This is a genomic window from Geothrix fuzhouensis (assembly GCF_024609325.1).
GTDB classification, from domain to species: Bacteria; Acidobacteriota; Holophagae; order Holophagales; family Holophagaceae; genus Geothrix; species Geothrix fuzhouensis.
Genome location: NZ_JANHMQ010000001.1, coordinates 25,377 through 40,907, shown reverse-complemented (window position 1 = coordinate 40,907; position 15,531 = coordinate 25,377). Strand labels below are relative to the sequence as shown.

General features: G+C 65.7%; 16 protein-coding genes. 4 read left to right on the top strand and 12 right to left on the bottom strand.

Features of this window, described 5'->3' with window-relative positions:
- The first annotated feature begins 72 nt into the window (after window positions 1-72).
- Both NOV74_RS15395 and NOV74_RS00190 read left to right on the top strand, forming a co-directional pair.
- Window positions 73-1,533, top strand: coding sequence for a B12-binding domain-containing radical SAM protein (locus tag NOV74_RS15395; RefSeq protein ID WP_257308229.1), 1,461 nt, complete (start codon window positions 73-75; stop codon window positions 1,531-1,533).
- 58 nt (window positions 1,534-1,591) lie between these two features.
- A complete protein-coding gene (locus NOV74_RS00190; RefSeq protein ID WP_257308228.1) occupies window positions 1,592-2,344 on the top strand; it encodes a hypothetical protein in 753 nt (250 codons plus the stop codon).
- 45 nt (window positions 2,345-2,389) lie between these two features.
- On the opposite strand, the gene NOV74_RS00185 is transcribed toward NOV74_RS00190, so the two are convergent.
- The 3 genes from NOV74_RS00185 to NOV74_RS00175 form a co-directional block, all read right to left on the bottom strand.
- The gene (locus NOV74_RS00185; RefSeq protein WP_257308226.1) at window positions 2,390-2,902 is read right to left on the bottom strand and encodes a hypothetical protein; all 513 of its coding nucleotides are present in this window, start codon (window positions 2,900-2,902) and stop codon (window positions 2,390-2,392) included.
- Window positions 2,902-3,690 (bottom strand): nucleoside triphosphate pyrophosphohydrolase, encoded by a 789-nt coding sequence (gene mazG / locus NOV74_RS00180; RefSeq protein WP_257308224.1) that lies wholly within the window; start codon window positions 3,688-3,690, stop codon window positions 2,902-2,904. The genes NOV74_RS00185 and mazG overlap by 1 nt, the downstream gene beginning before the upstream one ends.
- Window positions 3,691-3,818: 128 nt before the next feature.
- Entirely contained in the window at window positions 3,819-5,753 is a 1,935-nt protein-coding gene (locus NOV74_RS00175) for a L,D-transpeptidase family protein (RefSeq protein ID WP_257308223.1), read from the bottom strand.
- Window positions 5,754-5,879: 126 nt separating this feature from the next.
- On the opposite strand from NOV74_RS00175, the gene NOV74_RS00170 reads away from it, so the two are divergent.
- On the top strand, window positions 5,880-6,251 hold the full coding sequence (locus NOV74_RS00170; protein ID WP_257308221.1) for a diacylglycerol kinase: 372 nt from the start codon (window positions 5,880-5,882) through the stop codon (window positions 6,249-6,251).
- Here NOV74_RS00170 and NOV74_RS00165 read toward each other — a convergent pair.
- Together NOV74_RS00165 and NOV74_RS00160 are read right to left on the bottom strand one after the other, a co-directional pair.
- Entirely contained in the window at window positions 6,229-6,987 is a 759-nt protein-coding gene (locus NOV74_RS00165) for a phosphatase PAP2 family protein (RefSeq protein ID WP_257308219.1), read from the bottom strand. The genes NOV74_RS00170 and NOV74_RS00165 overlap by 23 nt on opposite strands.
- A 213-nt stretch (window positions 6,988-7,200) precedes the next feature.
- Window positions 7,201-9,147 (bottom strand): aconitase family protein, encoded by a 1,947-nt coding sequence (locus tag NOV74_RS00160; protein ID WP_257308216.1) that lies wholly within the window; start codon window positions 9,145-9,147, stop codon window positions 7,201-7,203.
- Between the two features lie 131 nt (window positions 9,148-9,278).
- On the opposite strand from NOV74_RS00160, the gene NOV74_RS00155 reads away from it, so the two are divergent.
- A complete protein-coding gene (locus tag NOV74_RS00155) occupies window positions 9,279-9,548 on the top strand; it encodes a hypothetical protein (RefSeq protein ID WP_257308214.1) in 270 nt (89 codons plus the stop codon).
- A 79-nt stretch (window positions 9,549-9,627) separates the two neighbouring features.
- Here the strand turns inward: NOV74_RS00155 and NOV74_RS00150 are convergent, their stop codons facing one another.
- The 7 genes from NOV74_RS00150 to NOV74_RS00120 form a co-directional block, all read right to left on the bottom strand.
- Window positions 9,628-9,975 carry a DUF1292 domain-containing protein gene (locus NOV74_RS00150; protein WP_257308213.1) on the bottom strand — a complete coding sequence of 116 codons (348 nt, stop codon included), beginning with the start codon at window positions 9,973-9,975 and terminating at the stop codon, window positions 9,628-9,630.
- Between the two features lie 156 nt (window positions 9,976-10,131).
- On the bottom strand, window positions 10,132-10,335 hold the full coding sequence (locus NOV74_RS00145) for a cold-shock protein (protein WP_243285857.1): 204 nt from the start codon (window positions 10,333-10,335) through the stop codon (window positions 10,132-10,134).
- Window positions 10,336-10,493: 158 nt separating this feature from the next.
- Window positions 10,494-11,432, bottom strand: a complete 939-nt coding sequence (locus tag NOV74_RS00140; protein ID WP_257308210.1) for a diiron oxygenase — start codon at window positions 11,430-11,432, stop codon at window positions 10,494-10,496.
- Between the two features lie 103 nt (window positions 11,433-11,535).
- Window positions 11,536-12,321 (bottom strand): C40 family peptidase, encoded by a 786-nt coding sequence (locus NOV74_RS00135; protein ID WP_257308208.1) that lies wholly within the window; start codon window positions 12,319-12,321, stop codon window positions 11,536-11,538.
- Window positions 12,322-12,366: 45 nt separating this feature from the next.
- Complete coding sequence (locus tag NOV74_RS00130; RefSeq protein ID WP_257308206.1) at window positions 12,367-12,666, bottom strand: PilZ domain-containing protein; 300 nt, start codon at window positions 12,664-12,666, stop codon at window positions 12,367-12,369.
- 186 nt (window positions 12,667-12,852) lie between these two features.
- Entirely contained in the window at window positions 12,853-13,881 is a 1,029-nt protein-coding gene (locus NOV74_RS00125) for a DUF2911 domain-containing protein (RefSeq protein WP_257308204.1), read from the bottom strand.
- Between the two features lie 251 nt (window positions 13,882-14,132).
- The gene (locus tag NOV74_RS00120; RefSeq protein ID WP_257308203.1) at window positions 14,133-14,741 is read right to left on the bottom strand and encodes a hypothetical protein; all 609 of its coding nucleotides are present in this window, start codon (window positions 14,739-14,741) and stop codon (window positions 14,133-14,135) included.
- Between the last annotated feature and the right edge of the window lie 790 nt (window positions 14,742-15,531).

The following is a 15,531-nucleotide window of genomic DNA, read 5'->3' as shown; positions in this document are numbered from 1 at the left end:
CGAAGACATTGTGACTTTTTCCATTACCTTTGACCTCAGACTGATGTTGTGAAAGGCAATACGGGTGACTTTGTGAGCAAGGTTCTTTTCGTGGTGCCGCCCTACTCCAGTTGGGGTGTGGAGGTCATCGGCACTTGGCCGCCGCTCCAGATCGCCTACCTGGCCGGCGCCGTCGAGCAGTCGGGGCATGAGGCCCGGATCTACGACGCCATGAACCGGGAGGGTGGCAGCTTCGAAACCATCCGCGCGGAAGTGGAACAGTACCGCCCGGACATCGTCGTCGCCTACGACTACCTGCCTGTCACGGGCGCCATCAGCACGGCCGTGGTGCCGGCGGCCGTGAAGGCCCTGAGTCTGGCCAAGGCTGCGAATCCAGGCATCATCACGCTGCTAGGCGGCCCCTTCCCTACCTTCAAATACCAGGAACTGCTCGACGATCCAGCCAGCCCCGTGGATATCGTGCTGCGGGGCGAGGCGGAGGCCACCCTGCCGGAGCTGTTGGCGGCCCTGCAGGATGGCGGGCTCGACACGGTGAAGGGCATCGCCTTCCGCCGGGACGGGCTCGTGCTCGTCACGGAGATTCGCCCCCACATCCTGGATCTGGACACCATCAAGCCCGCCTGGCACCTGCTGGACTGGGACGCCTACCGCTACCGCATCGACCCGCCGGGCCGCATGGCCTCCATCCTCACCTCGCGCGGCTGCATGATGGGCTGCTCGTTCTGCAGCCACCGGGCTTTCTGGCGGGGCGACTGGCGCGCCCGGACGCCGGAGGACGTGATGGAGGAGGTGCGCCTCCTCGTCGATCGCTACGGCGTGGAATCCATCACCCTCATCGACCCCTACCCCACCAGCGACCGGACCCGCTGGGAACGGCTGCTGGATCTCTTCATCGACGCCAGGCTTGGCATCCGACTGCTGATGGAGACCCGCGCGGAGGATGTGGTGCGCGACGCGGACCTGCTGCCCAAGTACCGGGCGGCGGGCGTTGTGCACCTCTATATTGGCGCCGAGGCCGGCACGGACGAGCTGCTGGCCTCCCTCAACAAGGGCAACGATGTGAACGCCATCGCCCGGGCCATCGACCTCGCCCGCGAGCACGACATCGTCACCGAGGCCTCCTTCATGATCGGCCATCCCACGGAGACTCAGGCCTCCATCGACCGCACCATCGAGGTCGCCATCCGGATGAACCCCGACATCGCGGTGTTTCCCGTCCTGACGCCGATGCCCTTCACGCCCCTCTACGACCAGATGCAGGACCGGGTGCGCGTCCACGATTATTCCAAGTACAACCTGTCCACGCCGATCATCGAGCCCTACGACATGACGCTCGAAGAGGTCGCCATCGCCCTGGGACGGTGCTACATGACCTTCTACGCCCAGAAGATCCCCATGATCCGGGCCCTGCCGGACGGCTTCAAGCGGCGCTACCTCCTGAGCGCCTGCAAGGAGATGATGGCCGCCTACGGCAAGCACTTCGGCCACCTGGGGGCGAAGATGCCGAAGATGCACCCCCATCCGGCCGCCTGATCCTGAACGCCTCCAATCCTGTTGGCATTCCCACAGCCCTCCACCTAGGAGTTCCCCCATGCCCAGCCCCCTCACCCTCATCCTCGTCGCTTCGGTGATGGCGGGTTTCAGCTCGAACACCATGGCGACCACCCCGCCCCAGGCCGCAGCCCCTGCCCCTCATCCCACGGGAGCCCAAATGCCCAAGGGTGAGGACCTGACCGGCAAGGTGCTGGAGCGCCTCGAGGCTTCGCCCTACTGCTACCTCCGCCTGAAGACCGCGAAGGGCGAAGTATGGACCGCCGTTCCCGAAGCCAAGGCCGAGAAGGGCTCCGAGGTCACCGTCGCCAATGCTGTGCTGATGACGGACTTCGAATCCAAGACCTTGAAGCGGACCTTTGCCGAGGTGTATTTCGGCACCCTCGCCACGGCGGGTGCCGCCACTCCGGCGGCCGGGGCCAACCCCCACGCCCAGGGTACTCAGCCCGCCAAGGTTGTCAAGGTCGGGAAAGTGGCGAAGGCCCCCGGCGCGGAGGCCCGCACCGTCTCTGAAATCTGGGCCCAGAAGGACAGCCTCAAGGGGAAGAGCGTCACCCTGCGCGGCAAGGTCGTGAAATACAGCAAAGGCATCCTGGGCAAGAACTGGCTGCACCTCCAGGACGGCAGCGGCGACAAGAAGAAGGGCACGAATGACATCACCGTCACCAGCCAGGACGAGGCGGCAGCGGGCGACACGGTGACTATCCGAGGCACGGTCCAAACCAGCAGGGACTTCGGCGCCGGCTACAGCTACGCCGTGATCATCGAGGATGCGAAGGTGATCAAGAAGTAGGAGGGACGTTTCCTCCATTCCATCTTGAGTGATGGCTGAAGCTGGTCATCTGGGCCGGATGGCGGCGGTCGGGAGGGGAAGGTTCCCCACTCGACCTTGCCGCGTCTCTACTTCCGCCTGGACCTTCCTGGCGGATCGGCCGCGGATGCGGATGCGTCGGTCCTCGGGCCCCAGCGCGAATTCTGCCGCCTTCCAGAAGGCCCACCAGTCTGTCCCGGCCTCCTGCATCACGCGAATCTGGTCCCAGGGAATGGAGGCCGGCCCGAGCCAGAACAGCGGCTGGAAGGGAAAGGGCTGCTTGATGTGGAGGCAGCGCCGACCAGCCTTTACAGACATGGGCGAGTGCCCCCGCCAGACCCCGAACTCGATCTGGATCCAGCCCAGGTTGGTCTCGATGGAATCGGCCTGGTCCGCCGGGAAGTCCCGGTAGAGCTGGAACACACCCAGGAGGCGCGAGGATAGTAGGGACGCTCCGAGGAACACCAGCGGGAACAATACAAACGGAATCCAGATCGGCGCCGGGCTTCCGGTCCGGGGCGCCAACAGCAGCATCGCCATCATGGCTTTGCCTTTCGCTTGGCAGCTTGCCAGGCCGCTTCCATCTGATCGAGGTTCCGTTTCTCCCAGCCGCCGGCGGTCCGGGCGTCATCCTCCACCGAAGTGAAGCGGCCCTTGAAGCGCGTCATCTGGCGGCGCAGCGCCGTGTCAGGGTCCACGCCCATTTTCCGGGCCCACTGCATGAGGCTGAACAGCACGTCGCCGAACTCCTCCTCAACCCTGACGGGGTCGGACTCGGCCTGCAGCTCCGCGACCTCCTCCTTCACCTTGTCGAGCACGCCTTCCATATCCGGCCACTCGAAGCCCACCTTGGCGCAGCGGCGACCGATCTCCAGGGCCTCCTCCATGGGCGACAGCGAGGCCGGGATGCCTTCCAGCAGGCGCGGCTCCTCGCCGTGGAGGCCCTTCTCTTCCCGCTTGATGGCGGCCCAGTTGGTAAGCACCTCATCGGCACCCTCGACACTGACCTCTGCGAAGACATGGGGGTGCCGCCGCACCAGCTTCTCCACCACGGTGCGCTCGACCTCGTGGATGTCCCAGGCGCCACGATCCGCCGCCAGTTGGGCGTGGAAGGCGATCTGCAACCACAGGTCGCCCAGTTCCTCACAGAGGTGCGCCTCGGTGGCGGGATCGTCGGCCTGATGGGCCGCCAGGGCGTCCAGCACCTCCGCCGCCTCCTCGCGCAGGTAGCGGGCCAGCGAGGCGTGGGTCTGCTTCAGGTCCCAGGGGCAGCCCGTCTCCGGCTTGCGGAGCGCGGCCATGACAGCGCGGAGGGTCGTGGGTTCCATGCTCCGAGGGTACCGCGAGATGAAGGCTTTTGTTCTTGAACCGCAGATGTCGCAGATTTCGCAGATGAGCCCATCCGGTTTTTTCTGCGCCATCTGCGCCATCTGCGGTTAACCATTCCTTTCCCCGCTCAGAGCGCTTCCAGGATGGCCCTGGTCAGGTCCGTCAACGAGGGATCCCGTGCACCCATCACCAGGATGAGGTCGCCCGCCTTCGCCTCTGCGGCCAGCCGCTCCACAAGGCATTCTCGCGAGGGTGCCCACTCGGCGGCCACTCCGCGGGTGGCGATGTCTCCGATCACATCGGCGCTGCTGATATCCATGGCGGCCGTGCCTCCAGCGTAGAAGACGTCCAGGAACCAGAGCCGGTCCAGCGGCGCCAGCTCAGCCGCGAAGGCCTCCACGAACTCGGCCCGGAGGAACTTCAGCGGTCCGAAGCCGTGGGGCTGGAAGACCGCCAGCACGCGACCTCCCGTTGCGGCGGTCCGCAGATGCGCGGCCCGGATCGAGGCCGACACCTTGGCGGGGTTGTGCCCGAAGTCGTCCACTACGGTGACGCCTCGCCGCACGCCCAGCACCTGGAAGCGCCGGGCGACGCCCTGAAAGCCGGCCAGTGGGGCCACCATGGCCGCCATTGGGACGCCCAGGGTCGCGCAGGCCGCGATGGCTGCGAGGGCGTTCTCCACGTTATGCCGACCCGGCATGGGCAGGCGGAAGCGCACCCCACGCACCGAGAAGGTTGAGCCATCGGCCGCGAGCTTCAGGTCCTCGGCGCGGGGATCCGCTCCAGCGTTGAATCCGAACAGGGTGGCGCCCGCGGCGAACTCCGCCAAGTTTCCCGCCTCGCCCACCACGACCGCCTCGCGTGCCTGGGCTCGGAAAGTGCGGAACATCTCCGCCACGAGGTCCATCTCCTTGTGATCCTTTTGGAGATTGAGCAGCACACCCACGGCCGGGTGGTAGCGCACCACGGAACCGTCGCTTTCATCGGCTTCGATGACGAGAAAATCGGAAACCCCCGCCCAGGCATTGCCCCAGTGGCCCTCCCGCTGCAGGGCCACCAGCTCGCCGCCGGTGATGACGGAGGGATCCAGCCCCGCCCCGCGCAGAATCTCGAACACCATGGCCACGGTGGTGGACTTGCCACTGGTGCCCGTCACGGCCACCGTGCGGTACCGTGACACGAAGTGCGCCAGGAGTTCAGAGCGATGCAGCACCGGCACGCCCAGGCGCCGGGCCCCCGCCACGTCCGGCACCTCATCCTCGACAGCCGTGGACACCACCAGGGCCGCACAGTCGCCTTCCAGGCCGGAACCATCTTGAGGAAGGATCACCACCCCCAGAGCCTCCAACTGGGCGCGAGCCTCGGGCCGCTGGCCCCGGTCGAAGCTGCGGTCGCTGCCGCTGGCCCGGCTGCCCTTCATGGCCGCGAACTGGGCTAGGGCGCTCATGCCGCTGCCCGCCACACCCGCGAAATGCAGGCGGCCGAGCCCCAGACCATCGCCTGGCAGAGCTTCGGCGATGAGCACCACATCGCCCTCCGCAACGCGCTCGAAAAGGTCCGCCATATCGGCGTTGGCGAGCCGCACGCAGCCGTGAGATACGGGCTGGCCCAGCTGGTGTTCCTGGTTCGTCCCATGCAGGTAGATGAAGCGCGCCAGGGAGTCCCGGCCCGGGCCGCGGTTCCAGCCGTCCTCTAGACCATCCAGCGTGAGCACACGGGTGAGGATCAAGTCCTCCTCGCGCGGTTCACTCCGCCAGACTTCGCCTGTAGCCTCCCGGGCACGAAAGACGGTGCCGGGTTCCGAGCCCGCGCCGATGCGTGCATGGATGCGGTGCCAGCCTGTGGGCGTGCAGAGTGAGTTCTCCTCGCAGCCCAGGCCATTGGCCGCCGTGGAGATGACGGCCTCGAACGCCAGGCGGCCATCCTCCAGCAGACCCAGGCGCTGCCGGGCCGTGTCCACCACCAGGACCCTGGAGTTGCGCGCCAAAGGAGGCGTGCCTCGGCGTGCCAGGTTGGCCAGGATCAAGGCCCGGTAGCGGGCGGCGTGTACGGGGTCGAGCATCTAGGCATTCCCGGAGAAAGCGTCAGGTCCAGAGATTCCACAGATTCACACAGATTCGGTGAGAAGGGGAACGGCGGGCCCGGGGAGCTACGGTGTCACAATGCTAGCTACCACCCAAGGGCCCGCATGAAGAACCAGTCGTTTCCCAAGCGCCTTTCGTACAGCCTCCAGGGGATCCGTACCGCCTGGCGCCAGGAGGCCAGTTTCCGCTTCCAGAGCCTGATGGCGCTGGGGGTGGTCGCGGTGCTGATCGGGATGCGACCGGCGGCGATCTGGTGGGCACTGCTGCTGATGAACTGCGGACTGGTGCTCGCCGCCGAGCTCTTCAACACGGCCCTGGAGCATGCCCTCGACCACCTTCACCCCGAGATCCACCCAGCCATCAAGGTATCGAAAGACTGTGCTGCGGGCGCAGTCCTCATCTTCAGCTTGAGCGCGGCGGGAACCTTCCTCGCCTTCCTCTGGTCGATGTTCGTCAGAACGTCATGGCCACGCTGATTCCGTAGGTGCCTGGCGCCACAAGGGGTGTAAAGGATACGGACAGCTTCGAGCGCGCATGGGCCCGCAAGGCCTGATTGTGGGCCACCACGGCCTTCCCGACGAAGGTACCGATCAGCCCACCCGCCACCACGTCGGACAGGAAGTGCTGGCGCTGCTCCCCGCGGGCCACGCCCACCAGGCTGGCGAGTCCGTAGGAAAGCCCGGTAACCCAAGGACGGTCCGCGTGCTCGGAGATGACCGCAGCCAAGGCGAACGCCTGGGTGGTGTGGCCGGAGGGGAAGGATTGCCCCCGGCGCAGGGGATGGAAATCGTGCGTGCCCTGGTCCTCGATCGGCCTGGACCGGCCCACGACCGCCTTGAGCGGCAGGACGATCAAGAGCTGGGCGAGCCCCATCGTCACCATGGTGTCGATGCCCGTGGCCCGGACTTCAGGATCCTTGAAGGCGATGCCGGCGAGGTAGGTCCCTCCCGCGATCAGCACACTCGGGGTACCGCCTAGATTTTGGACGGCCTTGGCTCCGCGGTCCCAGGAGCCGTTGGCATTCCTCACCACGGCCTGATCCGTGGGGCGATCCAGCAGCAGGGCCGTGCCCAGAACCGCCGCGGCGCTCACCCCGGCCGTGAGCCAGTCCGACCGGTCCCAGCGGGCCGGGGCGGTGACGACATGACCCGCATCGTCGAAGAGCAGCTTGGGCAGGTTGGAGAAACGATCAGGGTCAGTGGGCGAACCCATCGCCAGGCCCTCTCCTGGCGTCTTCACGGAGGGCGGATTCGTGGCCGGCAGGCTTGAATCCGGGATTCCCGAGAACAACCATCCGGAGGCCAGGAGCAATGGATAAAGGCGAGTGGATGGCATGAACGGAGTCTCCGTAAGCTGGGTCGGGGTTGGCTGGCGGCCCACCCAAGCCACCTTAACGGGCTCCCCGCTGAACGTGAGCCGTGTTTCTCAGATCCCCGTGATGCGCCCAGCCAGGGCGCTGGCGGCCACAGTGGCGGGACTGGCCAGCCACATCTGGCCGGGGCCGCTGCGCCCGGGGAAATTCCGGTTGATGGCGCTGATGGTCACCTGGTCAGGGCGTGTGGAGACGCCAGGGCCGGCGTTGATGCAGGCGCCGCAGGAGCTGCCCAGCACCACGGCCCCGACGGCCTCGAAGGCCGCGATCCAGCCCTGCGCCTGGGCGAACCGGCGGACATCCTCACTGCCGCACTGCACGAAGAACTGTACGCCCTCCGGAACGCGCCTCCCTTCGGTCGCGGCAACCCGCACCACCTCGTAGGCCCGCCGCAGATCCTCGCGCTTGCCGCCCGTGCAGCTGCCCAGGTAGGCGATGTGGATGGGCACGGCTGCGCCCAGGTCCGCCAGGGCCACGCCGTTCCCTGGGTCGCCGGGGCGGGCCAGCATGGGGCCCAGCGCCGCGCAGTCCACCTCCAGGGTGTGGGCGTACTCGGCGCCCACGTCGCCCTGCATCCAGGGTTCCAGGTCCAGGTCCTCGCCGCGGCGTTCCTTCACGAAGCGCAGGGTCTCGGCATCCGGCGCAATCAGGCCCGTGAAGCCGCCGATCTCGGCCGCCATGTTGGTGAGGGTGGCGCGCTCATCGGTATCGAGCTCCACCAGAGCCTCGCCCTGATATTCGATGACGTGGCCGATGGCGCCGCCCTCGCGGATGAGGGGCTGGGCCAGCAGGTGCAGCACCAGGTCCTTGGCGGACACGCCGGAGCGCAACCGCCCGTGCAGGCGCACCCGCAGCGTGGGTGGCACGGTGACGCGCACATCGCCCGTCACCCAGGCGTTGGCGATGTCCGTGGTGCCCACCCCAAAGGCCAGGCAGCCCAGGGCCCCGGCATGGGGCGTGTGCGAATCCGTGCCCACCACCACCTGACCCGGAAGGGCATAGCGCTCGGCCATGATGGCGTGGCAGATGCCCTCGCTGCCGGATCCGTCGCTCAGTTCACCGTGCAGCCGGATGCCATGCTTCGCGCAGAAGGCCTCCTGGACTGGCTTCAGGCGCTCCGCCACCGTCAACAGGCCCATGGCCCGGTGCTCGGCCTTCATGCTGTGGTGCAGGAAGGTCAGGTGATCGCGGAAGGCCAGGATGGACGCCGGATCGCGCAACACGACGTCCGGCCCCAAGGCCTTCTCCAGGAAGCTGGCGGCCATTGGGGTCACGTACTCATGGCTGAACCGCCAGTCGGCCTTCACGAAGAGGCCGTCGCCGGACTTCACGACCGGCAAGCCCAACGTGCCCGCCGTCGCGTCCACCACCGCGTGGCGCGCCAGCAGTTTCTCGGCGTAGGTCATGGGGCGCGGCGCATGGGTGGGCAGCGGTGGCACCACGTCGCCTTGGAGACGAGCGGCGTTGTAGGCGAACAGGCCACCGCGCCGCACGATCTCGGCGGTGACTGGATCCAGGCTGGCGGTGAACTCCGCCAAGGGGATGGCCTCGCCCCGCCGGAGGCGCGGCATCAGGCCGAAGTCCGTGCTGGTGAGCAGGCCCAGGTTCTGGGCGTTCTGGCGGTAGATGCGCTCGAAGCTTTCCGCGATCACCAGGCGGATGCCCCCGCACAGCTCCGCGTAGGGACTGGCCTCGCGGCTGCTTCCCTTGCCCCGGCGCTTCCCGGCCACGCTGACCGCGAAGCCGCCTGCGCGAACGGTACCCTCCTTCACCGGGAAAGCCTCCCCGCACTTCAACCCCAAGTAGGGGAAGTCGCCAAGCTTCTCGTCGAAGTGGTAGCAGATGAAGGCGGGCGTGATCTCGTCCGTGCTGATCTGGTCCCGCAGGGGAAGCGCTTCGTCCAGCTCCAGGTCCTCACCCGCGAGCTGGCGGCGGAGCCGCTCCGGATCCTCCGTGAGGAAGAGGATTCGGCCATCGAAGAAGATCGAGTCGGGCAACATCCTTCCAGAGTACGGCAAGGGCACGCACCCCGGTTTTGAGAGAAGAATGACCCTGGTTTCAGCCAGGCACTTGATCGGACGCCCGGGGCTTCTATATTGAGGCAAGCCCAAAGGCTTAAAAGGAGTTGTGTATGAACAAGGTGGGCATGTTTGCCCTAATGATTGTTTTGGCCGGGTCCACGGCTCTTTCCGCCCAGAGCAAGGAGGACAAGAGCCGGGCGAAAGCCAAGGATACGGTGGACAGGGTCCGCCAGGCCGATCCGCCACAAGCGAAGGAACGCAAGAAGGACGACACCGCGGAAAAGCGCTCCAAAGAGGCCAATGCCCAGGAACAGGCCCACCAGAAGGAAGTCGCCAAGAAATACCCCGCAAAGGGCAGGGACGTACCTTCGCCCAAGTAGCGCCCTCTTGAGGCTTTCAAATTTCTAACGCACGAAGGCCCCCAACCGGGGGCCTTCGTGTGATTGATGGGTGTTGCGCTCAGTCCTTCTCTTCCTCGGCCTTGAGCTTGGCTTCCTGCTCGTCGAGGTGCTTCATGAGGCGTTCCGCCAGCTCCTCGTCTTCCAGGGGGGTGAACATGTCGTCCTTCACCTCGAAGATCTCCAGGCTCAGTCCCTCCTCGGGATCCGCAGTGCCCTCTTCCTGGGCCTGCAGCTCAGCCAGGGGCGCCAGGATGGCGAAGTTGCGGCCCTCGAACTCTAGCTCTTCCAGGATCGCGAATTCTTCCTTCTCGCCATTCTCGTCTTCGAGCTCAACGACTTCGATTTCGAAGGAATCGTCGTGATCGTGGTTGCAGTCTGGTCCGTGTTCGTGACCCTCATGAGCCATGGGCTCCTCCTTGCGCAAGGGACCAGAATACGGTCGGAAGCCTTTCGGGCCAAGGAAATATGCTGAACGGAGCCATCCGATGACGCACGCCGGCGACGGACGGCCCCAAAAGAAGCGGCCTCCCGAAGGAGGCCGCTTCATTTTGAACGGTATGGTTTAGATCTTGGTGACGTTAGTCGCCTGGGGGCCCTTCTGGCCCTGACCTACGTTGAAGCTGACGCGCTGATTCTCATCCAGGGTTCGGAAACCCGTGGTTTCGATGGCGGAGTGATGAACGAACAGATCCGCACCACCGTCATCGGGGGTGATGAATCCGAAACCCTTTTCGGCGTTGAACCACTTCACGGTTCCCTGAGCCATTTGACTACCTGCTTTCTTCGTCCTGGATGTAGATGCATTGTTCCTTCCAGGCGAGGCAGCAACGCTTTTTTCTGCACGCACAACCGGCGGGCGATTCCCAGTGTAAAGCCATTCCGGTTCGGATTTTCAAAAAATCGACGCCCACCCACAGAATTATTTCAGCCTTGGGCTGGAGGCCCCTGTTGTTCCTGCAGAAGGAGGTCCACGGCCCCCCGAACCCCAGCCTGCTGGGCCGGGGTCGTCACGGCAAGAAAAAGCTCCTGGAAGTTGGGATGGACCATCCCGCTCTCGATGAAGCAGTGGCGTTTCGCCCTCAGCAGGTTCCGGTGGATCTCCTGCCGCTCCGGCGCCGTGAAGGCACGGCCGAGATACCGCCCGAGGTTAGTCACATCATGGGCGACCTGCTGCTGGAGCAGCCCATCCACGGCGGCCAGCAGCCAGATCAGATCCTCGATGGCCTGATCCCGGTCGGCCTCGGTCATCTCCCTGAAGACCCGCACGGTCTCCAGGTGGTCCAGCCGGGCATGCTGGGCCTCCTCCAGCCAGTGGCACCGGAAGATCTCCTTGGTGAGCGGATCGAGTTCATCGGCGTCCTTCATCGCGCTGAGGAAGTGGTGCTGCGTGAACCACTCGATGGCGGATGTCAGGAGCAGCACCGCGCCCTGGTGCTTACCCAGAACGACTTGGGCGACCTGATCCTGCCCCTCCAGCAGCTCGAGCGGGAAACCCAACGTCCGATCCACCATCTTCCGGACTTCCCGGAAGAGCCGCATGTGCTTGATCTCTTCCGAGGCGAAGTTCGTGAGGGCCTCGAAGGCCACTCGGTTGACGGTTTCGGACGCCCGGGCCAGCTCCACCATCTCGGGTGCGATGAAGGCCTCCACGAATCCGAAGAGATGAGCGTAGGCCCCCATCTCGACCTGGGTCAGCTTCCGTTTCTCCTCCGCGTTTAGACAGAAAATACCTTTGGCACCGGAAAGGGCCGCGGGAAGCCAGGGGCGACCCCGATCGAACCCCACCGTTCCCAGCACATCCTTGATTTTCCAGTTGATCCGATAGGACCGTTCGAGGCATTCCTCATAGGCATAGGCGGCCATGAATCCCCCCTTTCTGCCAAGGTGCGGCCGGCGGCTGGCGAGAAGGCAGAGGGAATATGAGTCTCGATCCAGAAAAGGTCAATCACCCGGCCCGGTTCGTTTTCTAGAGGTAGCTCCGGGCCCCCAGGAAGGTCCTACGGTAGTACCGCTCCGCCAGGTCATCCTGGCGGATGCCCTGACCCGGGCGCGGCGCATGGATGAAATGCCCCTGCCCCAGGTACAGCCCCACATGGCTCACCCGGGTCCCACCGTTCGTGGCGAAGAAGAGGAGATCACCCGCCTTGGCCGCTTCCAGATCCACCGGGCGGCCCGCCTCGAACTGGGCCTGGGAGGAGCGCGGAAGGCGCAACCCATTCAGCCGGTACACGGCTCCCGTGAGGCCGCTGCAGTCGAAGCCGCGTTCCGTGGTGCCCCCGAAGAGGTAGGGCACGCCCAGGTAGCCCTTGGCCGAGTCCACCAGACCCGCCCTCAAGCCCCGTTCATCCGAGGGGTGGAGCCGGGGCTGGCCCGAGGCCCCCGGGGACGATCCGTCCGGCGCCACCACCCAGAACGCCTCGATCACCCCGGCGGCCTTCAGGGCCTCGCCCCGGACCCGGGCCTTCTCCTTCGTGGCGAAGTCCCCGAAACGCACCCGATAGAGGCTGTCCTCCGAACCGTAATAGGCCGCCTCCAGCCCCTGCCCTTGCAGCAACTGGGCGAAGCGCGCCGCGTTCTCCGCCTTGGCGAAGGCTCCAGCCTGCAGCGTATAGCCCAACCGTGGGAGGGCGCGCGCCACCCCCGGGCTGGAGGAAGGCCGCTCCACGTACCGGCGTGGTGCCCGTGTGCAGGCCGCGAGCGCCAGCAGCGCCACCGCCGTCGCCGGACCCGTCCATTGCCTCAGACGCCGCATGGGACTCCGCGTGAAGGGATGGAGGGATCCTAGCAGGAGCCCCCTTCAGGCGAGGAACTGGAGACCGACGCGGAATCCGTGGCGGGTGGGCTGAGTCCACTTCACCTCGGAGATGACAGGGGCGTCGTGGTGCTCCAGCTCAGCGGGGATGCGGACCCGCAGGATCTCGCCCTGCTGGAGCGGGCAACTCGTCAGGAAACTCGCGCCTGCAGGGCTGATGTCGCGCCCGACGCCCTGCGTCAGCTCAGTGTCAGCCGTGCACAGCTCCGCGGCCGTGCGCTCGAACTGGACGAGTTGGTGCAGGGCCGTCCTGGGATTGGATCGCTTTTCCTTTGGGACATTCATGATGGCTGTACGATACAAAGAATTTCCTGCTCGCCCAACGCAAATAAGACAGGTTTTCCCCTTTCACCATCCGAGAACTGCGGGCCGCCGGCTACACCGGCGACTTTCTGAAAGCCGGCATCGCCTGGTGGAATGGTGCAGAGAAAGTGAAAAGCCATCAGCCGGTGACCCAAGCGCCCGTCCGAGCTACTTGAGCTTGTCCAGCTCGCCCTGGATGCGGGTACGCTGGTCCGCCTGCTTCACCTGTTCGAGGGCCTTCCGGTAGTTCGCGGCGGCCTGGGCCTTGTCGCCCTTGAGGGCGTAGGCCTCGGCCAGGCTGTCGTAGGCGTTCCAGGAATCGGGGTGATCCTTCACGTTCCGCTGGAAGAGGGCGAGGGCCTCGTCCATCTTCTTCTGGCCCAGCAGCGTGTAGCCCAGCTGGTTGACCTCCACTTCGGTGGCCTTCGTCAGGGCCTTCGCCCGCAGGGCCTCGGCGCCCTTGGCGTCGCCTTTCTTGTCCAGCAGCGCGGCCTTGGTTCGCAGAGCCATGAAGGACTCCCGCATGGTGAGCGAGCGGTCGACCCAGGTCATGGCTTCGTCCAGGTTCACGTCATTGCGGGCGCACCAGCCCGCCGCGCCGCTCCAGGCCTCCGGGTAGAACTGGTGGAGGCCCCGCAGCTGCTCCCGCAGGCTCTGCACCACCACCGCCTTGGAATCCACGGTCACCGGAATGGGCACCCGCAGCTTCTCCCACCGCAGCGACAGGGTGACGCCCTGATCGCTGGGATCGTCGAAGGTGTAGGCGAGGCGCTCGGTGGGCTCGGCGGCCACAGGCGTCACCGGCACGCGGGCCACGTCCTCCTTGGCGTCGTAGCTGTAGCTGCCCCAGCCGTGGGACCGGCTGCTGAAGATCACGGTCCAGGCCGTGGCCGTGGGCAGCATGTGGAGGCCGTAGCGCCCCGCCGGCAGCGGCGTCCCGCCCACGCGGACGGGGCTCGAGAAGGTCACCACGGTGTTCTCGTTGGCCCCGGCCCGCCAGACCTGGCCGTAGGGCACCAGCCCGCCCCAGATCTTGCGGCCATTCACCGCCGGCCGGTGGTAGCTCACATCGATGTCCGTCAGCCCCACCGTCTGGCTGACCGTGGCCCGGGGACTGGCCTCAGGCAGCTTAAGAGGCGGCGCCTGGGCGAAGAGCACCGGCGTAGCTACGAGCAGGGTAGAAGCGATACGACGCATGGGACACCTCCGCGAGCATCCTGCCCCGAACCCCTCAGAATCGGAAGCAGGCCGGGGCGAGCGGTGCGATTCCAGGGGTGGGCAGCGATGCGAAGGATGGTTTGAGCCACGGACGGGTGCGGATCAAAAAGCAAAACAACCACGGCGTGTGTTCATATTCGCAATCGCCACCCAGCGAACGAGGTGTCACGAACAGCGAGGCTTAGCCGGCGCTGCAGCACCAATTCGAAGGCCGGCGCGGCGAAGCGCACTCACGGGCCCGGGTTCGGGTTGTTGGGCAGCGAGGGGATCGCGCTCAGGTACTCGTAGATGGCCGTCAGTTCGCGGTCAGTCTTCTTGCCGAAGACCGGCCATGGCATCACCTGAAGAATTTGGGGACGACCCGATGCCGGGGTCCAATCCGGATCGACGCCGGTGCGCATCAGGTTTATGAATTCGCTCAAGCTCAAGCCGGCCGGGCGGCCCGTGCTATCCGGCGTCAAGTTGCGCGAGGTGAACGGCCCGAACTGCCGACCTCCCGTCAAGTACTGTGCGCTGTTCACGAGCTCCGGCTGCCCGGCAAAGGGGTCGTTGCCGGGCAGGTACGAGGGATGCGTATGGCAGTCATTGCAGCCGGTCGTGTTCACGATGTAGCTGCCCAAACCGACCAGCGCGCGGTTGCGGCCCTGCAGGTTGAGCATCACGCCCTGCGGCACGATGGCGAAGCCGTGCGCAACCTCGCTCTCGTTTTGTTCGCCGCCGGCCTGGCCCGAGGCCGGCACGCAAATCCCAACGCCAACCGCCAAGGCGATGGCCAGCGCGAAGCGCCCGAGCGTGCGGCCGGTGCGCGAGGCGAAGGTGAGGCTTGGAGCCTGGTTCATGACTTTCTCCCATGAATTGGTTCACCAACTGAAAATAAGTCTCACACGCTATATGCATGCGGATTTTTTCAATATAGGCGCCAACGGTTTCAATGCAACAGGCCGACTGACTGACGAACCATGGGTCGTCAGTGCCCGGGGCCGTGACCTTCTCGGCAAGGCTTCGGGTGTTCGCCGCCCGGGTCAGCGCTCTCAATCACAAGGCACCCCGAGAATGCCAGCCTGCACGCTCAGCGAGAGCCGACCAAAGCCGAGCGGCCGGCAGAGTGACATGGGAAAGAGCCAGGCACACCGAGGCCATTCGACGCTGGAAGCCCCGGGAGCGAAGCAGCGGGCCGAAGATGGACCGTTTGGGCCACGGATCAACCCGGGTGAACGTGGATTGAAAAGCAAAAGCATTCAGCCACCGATGAACGGTGATTCCCAGTGATTGGGCCCTGGCAGCACGCAGCCTGGGCTCCACCCAGGGGCGACCCGCGAGACGATGGGCCGTTTGGGCCGCGGATGGACACGGATCCAAAAGCAAAAGCATTCAGCCACTGATGGACGGTGATTCACAGTGATTGGGCCCTGGCAGCACGTAGCCTGGGCTCCACCCAGGGGCGACCCGCGAGACGATGGGCCGTTTGGGCCGCGGATGGACACGAATCGAAAAGCAATAGCATTCAGCCACCGATGAACGGTGATTCCCAGTGATTGGGCCCTGGCAGCACGCAGCCTGGGTTCCACCCAGGGGCGACCCGCGAGACGATGGGCCGTTTGGGCCGCGGATGGACACGAATCGAAAAGC

Bases quoted from the DNA above. Each gene is read 5' to 3' on its own strand.
- mazG (WP_257308224.1), bottom strand. From the start codon at position 3,690: ATGGAACCCACGACCCTCCGCGCTGTCATGGCCGCGCTCCGCAAGCCG.
- NOV74_RS00135 (WP_257308208.1), bottom strand. From the start codon at position 12,321: ATGCGGCGTCTGAGGCAATGGACGGGTCCGGCGACGGCGGTGGCGCTG.
- NOV74_RS00145 (WP_243285857.1), bottom strand. From the start codon at position 10,335: ATGGCTCAGGGAACCGTGAAGTGGTTCAACGCCGAAAAGGGTTTCGGA.
- NOV74_RS00150 (WP_257308213.1), bottom strand. From the start codon at position 9,975: ATGGCTCATGAGGGTCACGAACACGGACCAGACTGCAACCACGATCAC.
- NOV74_RS00190 (WP_257308228.1), top strand. From the start codon at position 1,592: ATGCCCAGCCCCCTCACCCTCATCCTCGTCGCTTCGGTGATGGCGGGT.
- NOV74_RS00130 (WP_257308206.1), bottom strand. From the start codon at position 12,666: ATGAATGTCCCAAAGGAAAAGCGATCCAATCCCAGGACGGCCCTGCAC.
- NOV74_RS00140 (WP_257308210.1), bottom strand. From the start codon at position 11,432: ATGGCCGCCTATGCCTATGAGGAATGCCTCGAACGGTCCTATCGGATC.
- NOV74_RS00155 (WP_257308214.1), top strand. From the start codon at position 9,279: ATGAACAAGGTGGGCATGTTTGCCCTAATGATTGTTTTGGCCGGGTCC.
- NOV74_RS00120 (WP_257308203.1), bottom strand. From the start codon at position 14,741: ATGAACCAGGCTCCAAGCCTCACCTTCGCCTCGCGCACCGGCCGCACG.
- NOV74_RS00160 (WP_257308216.1), bottom strand. From the start codon at position 9,147: ATGTTGCCCGACTCGATCTTCTTCGATGGCCGAATCCTCTTCCTCACG.
- NOV74_RS00125 (WP_257308204.1), bottom strand. From the start codon at position 13,881: ATGCGTCGTATCGCTTCTACCCTGCTCGTAGCTACGCCGGTGCTCTTC.
- NOV74_RS00185 (WP_257308226.1), bottom strand. From the start codon at position 2,902: ATGGCGATGCTGCTGTTGGCGCCCCGGACCGGAAGCCCGGCGCCGATC.
- NOV74_RS00175 (WP_257308223.1), bottom strand. From the start codon at position 5,753: ATGCTCGACCCCGTACACGCCGCCCGCTACCGGGCCTTGATCCTGGCC.
- NOV74_RS00170 (WP_257308221.1), top strand. From the start codon at position 5,880: ATGAAGAACCAGTCGTTTCCCAAGCGCCTTTCGTACAGCCTCCAGGGG.
- NOV74_RS00165 (WP_257308219.1), bottom strand. From the start codon at position 6,987: ATGGGTTCGCCCACTGACCCTGATCGTTTCTCCAACCTGCCCAAGCTG.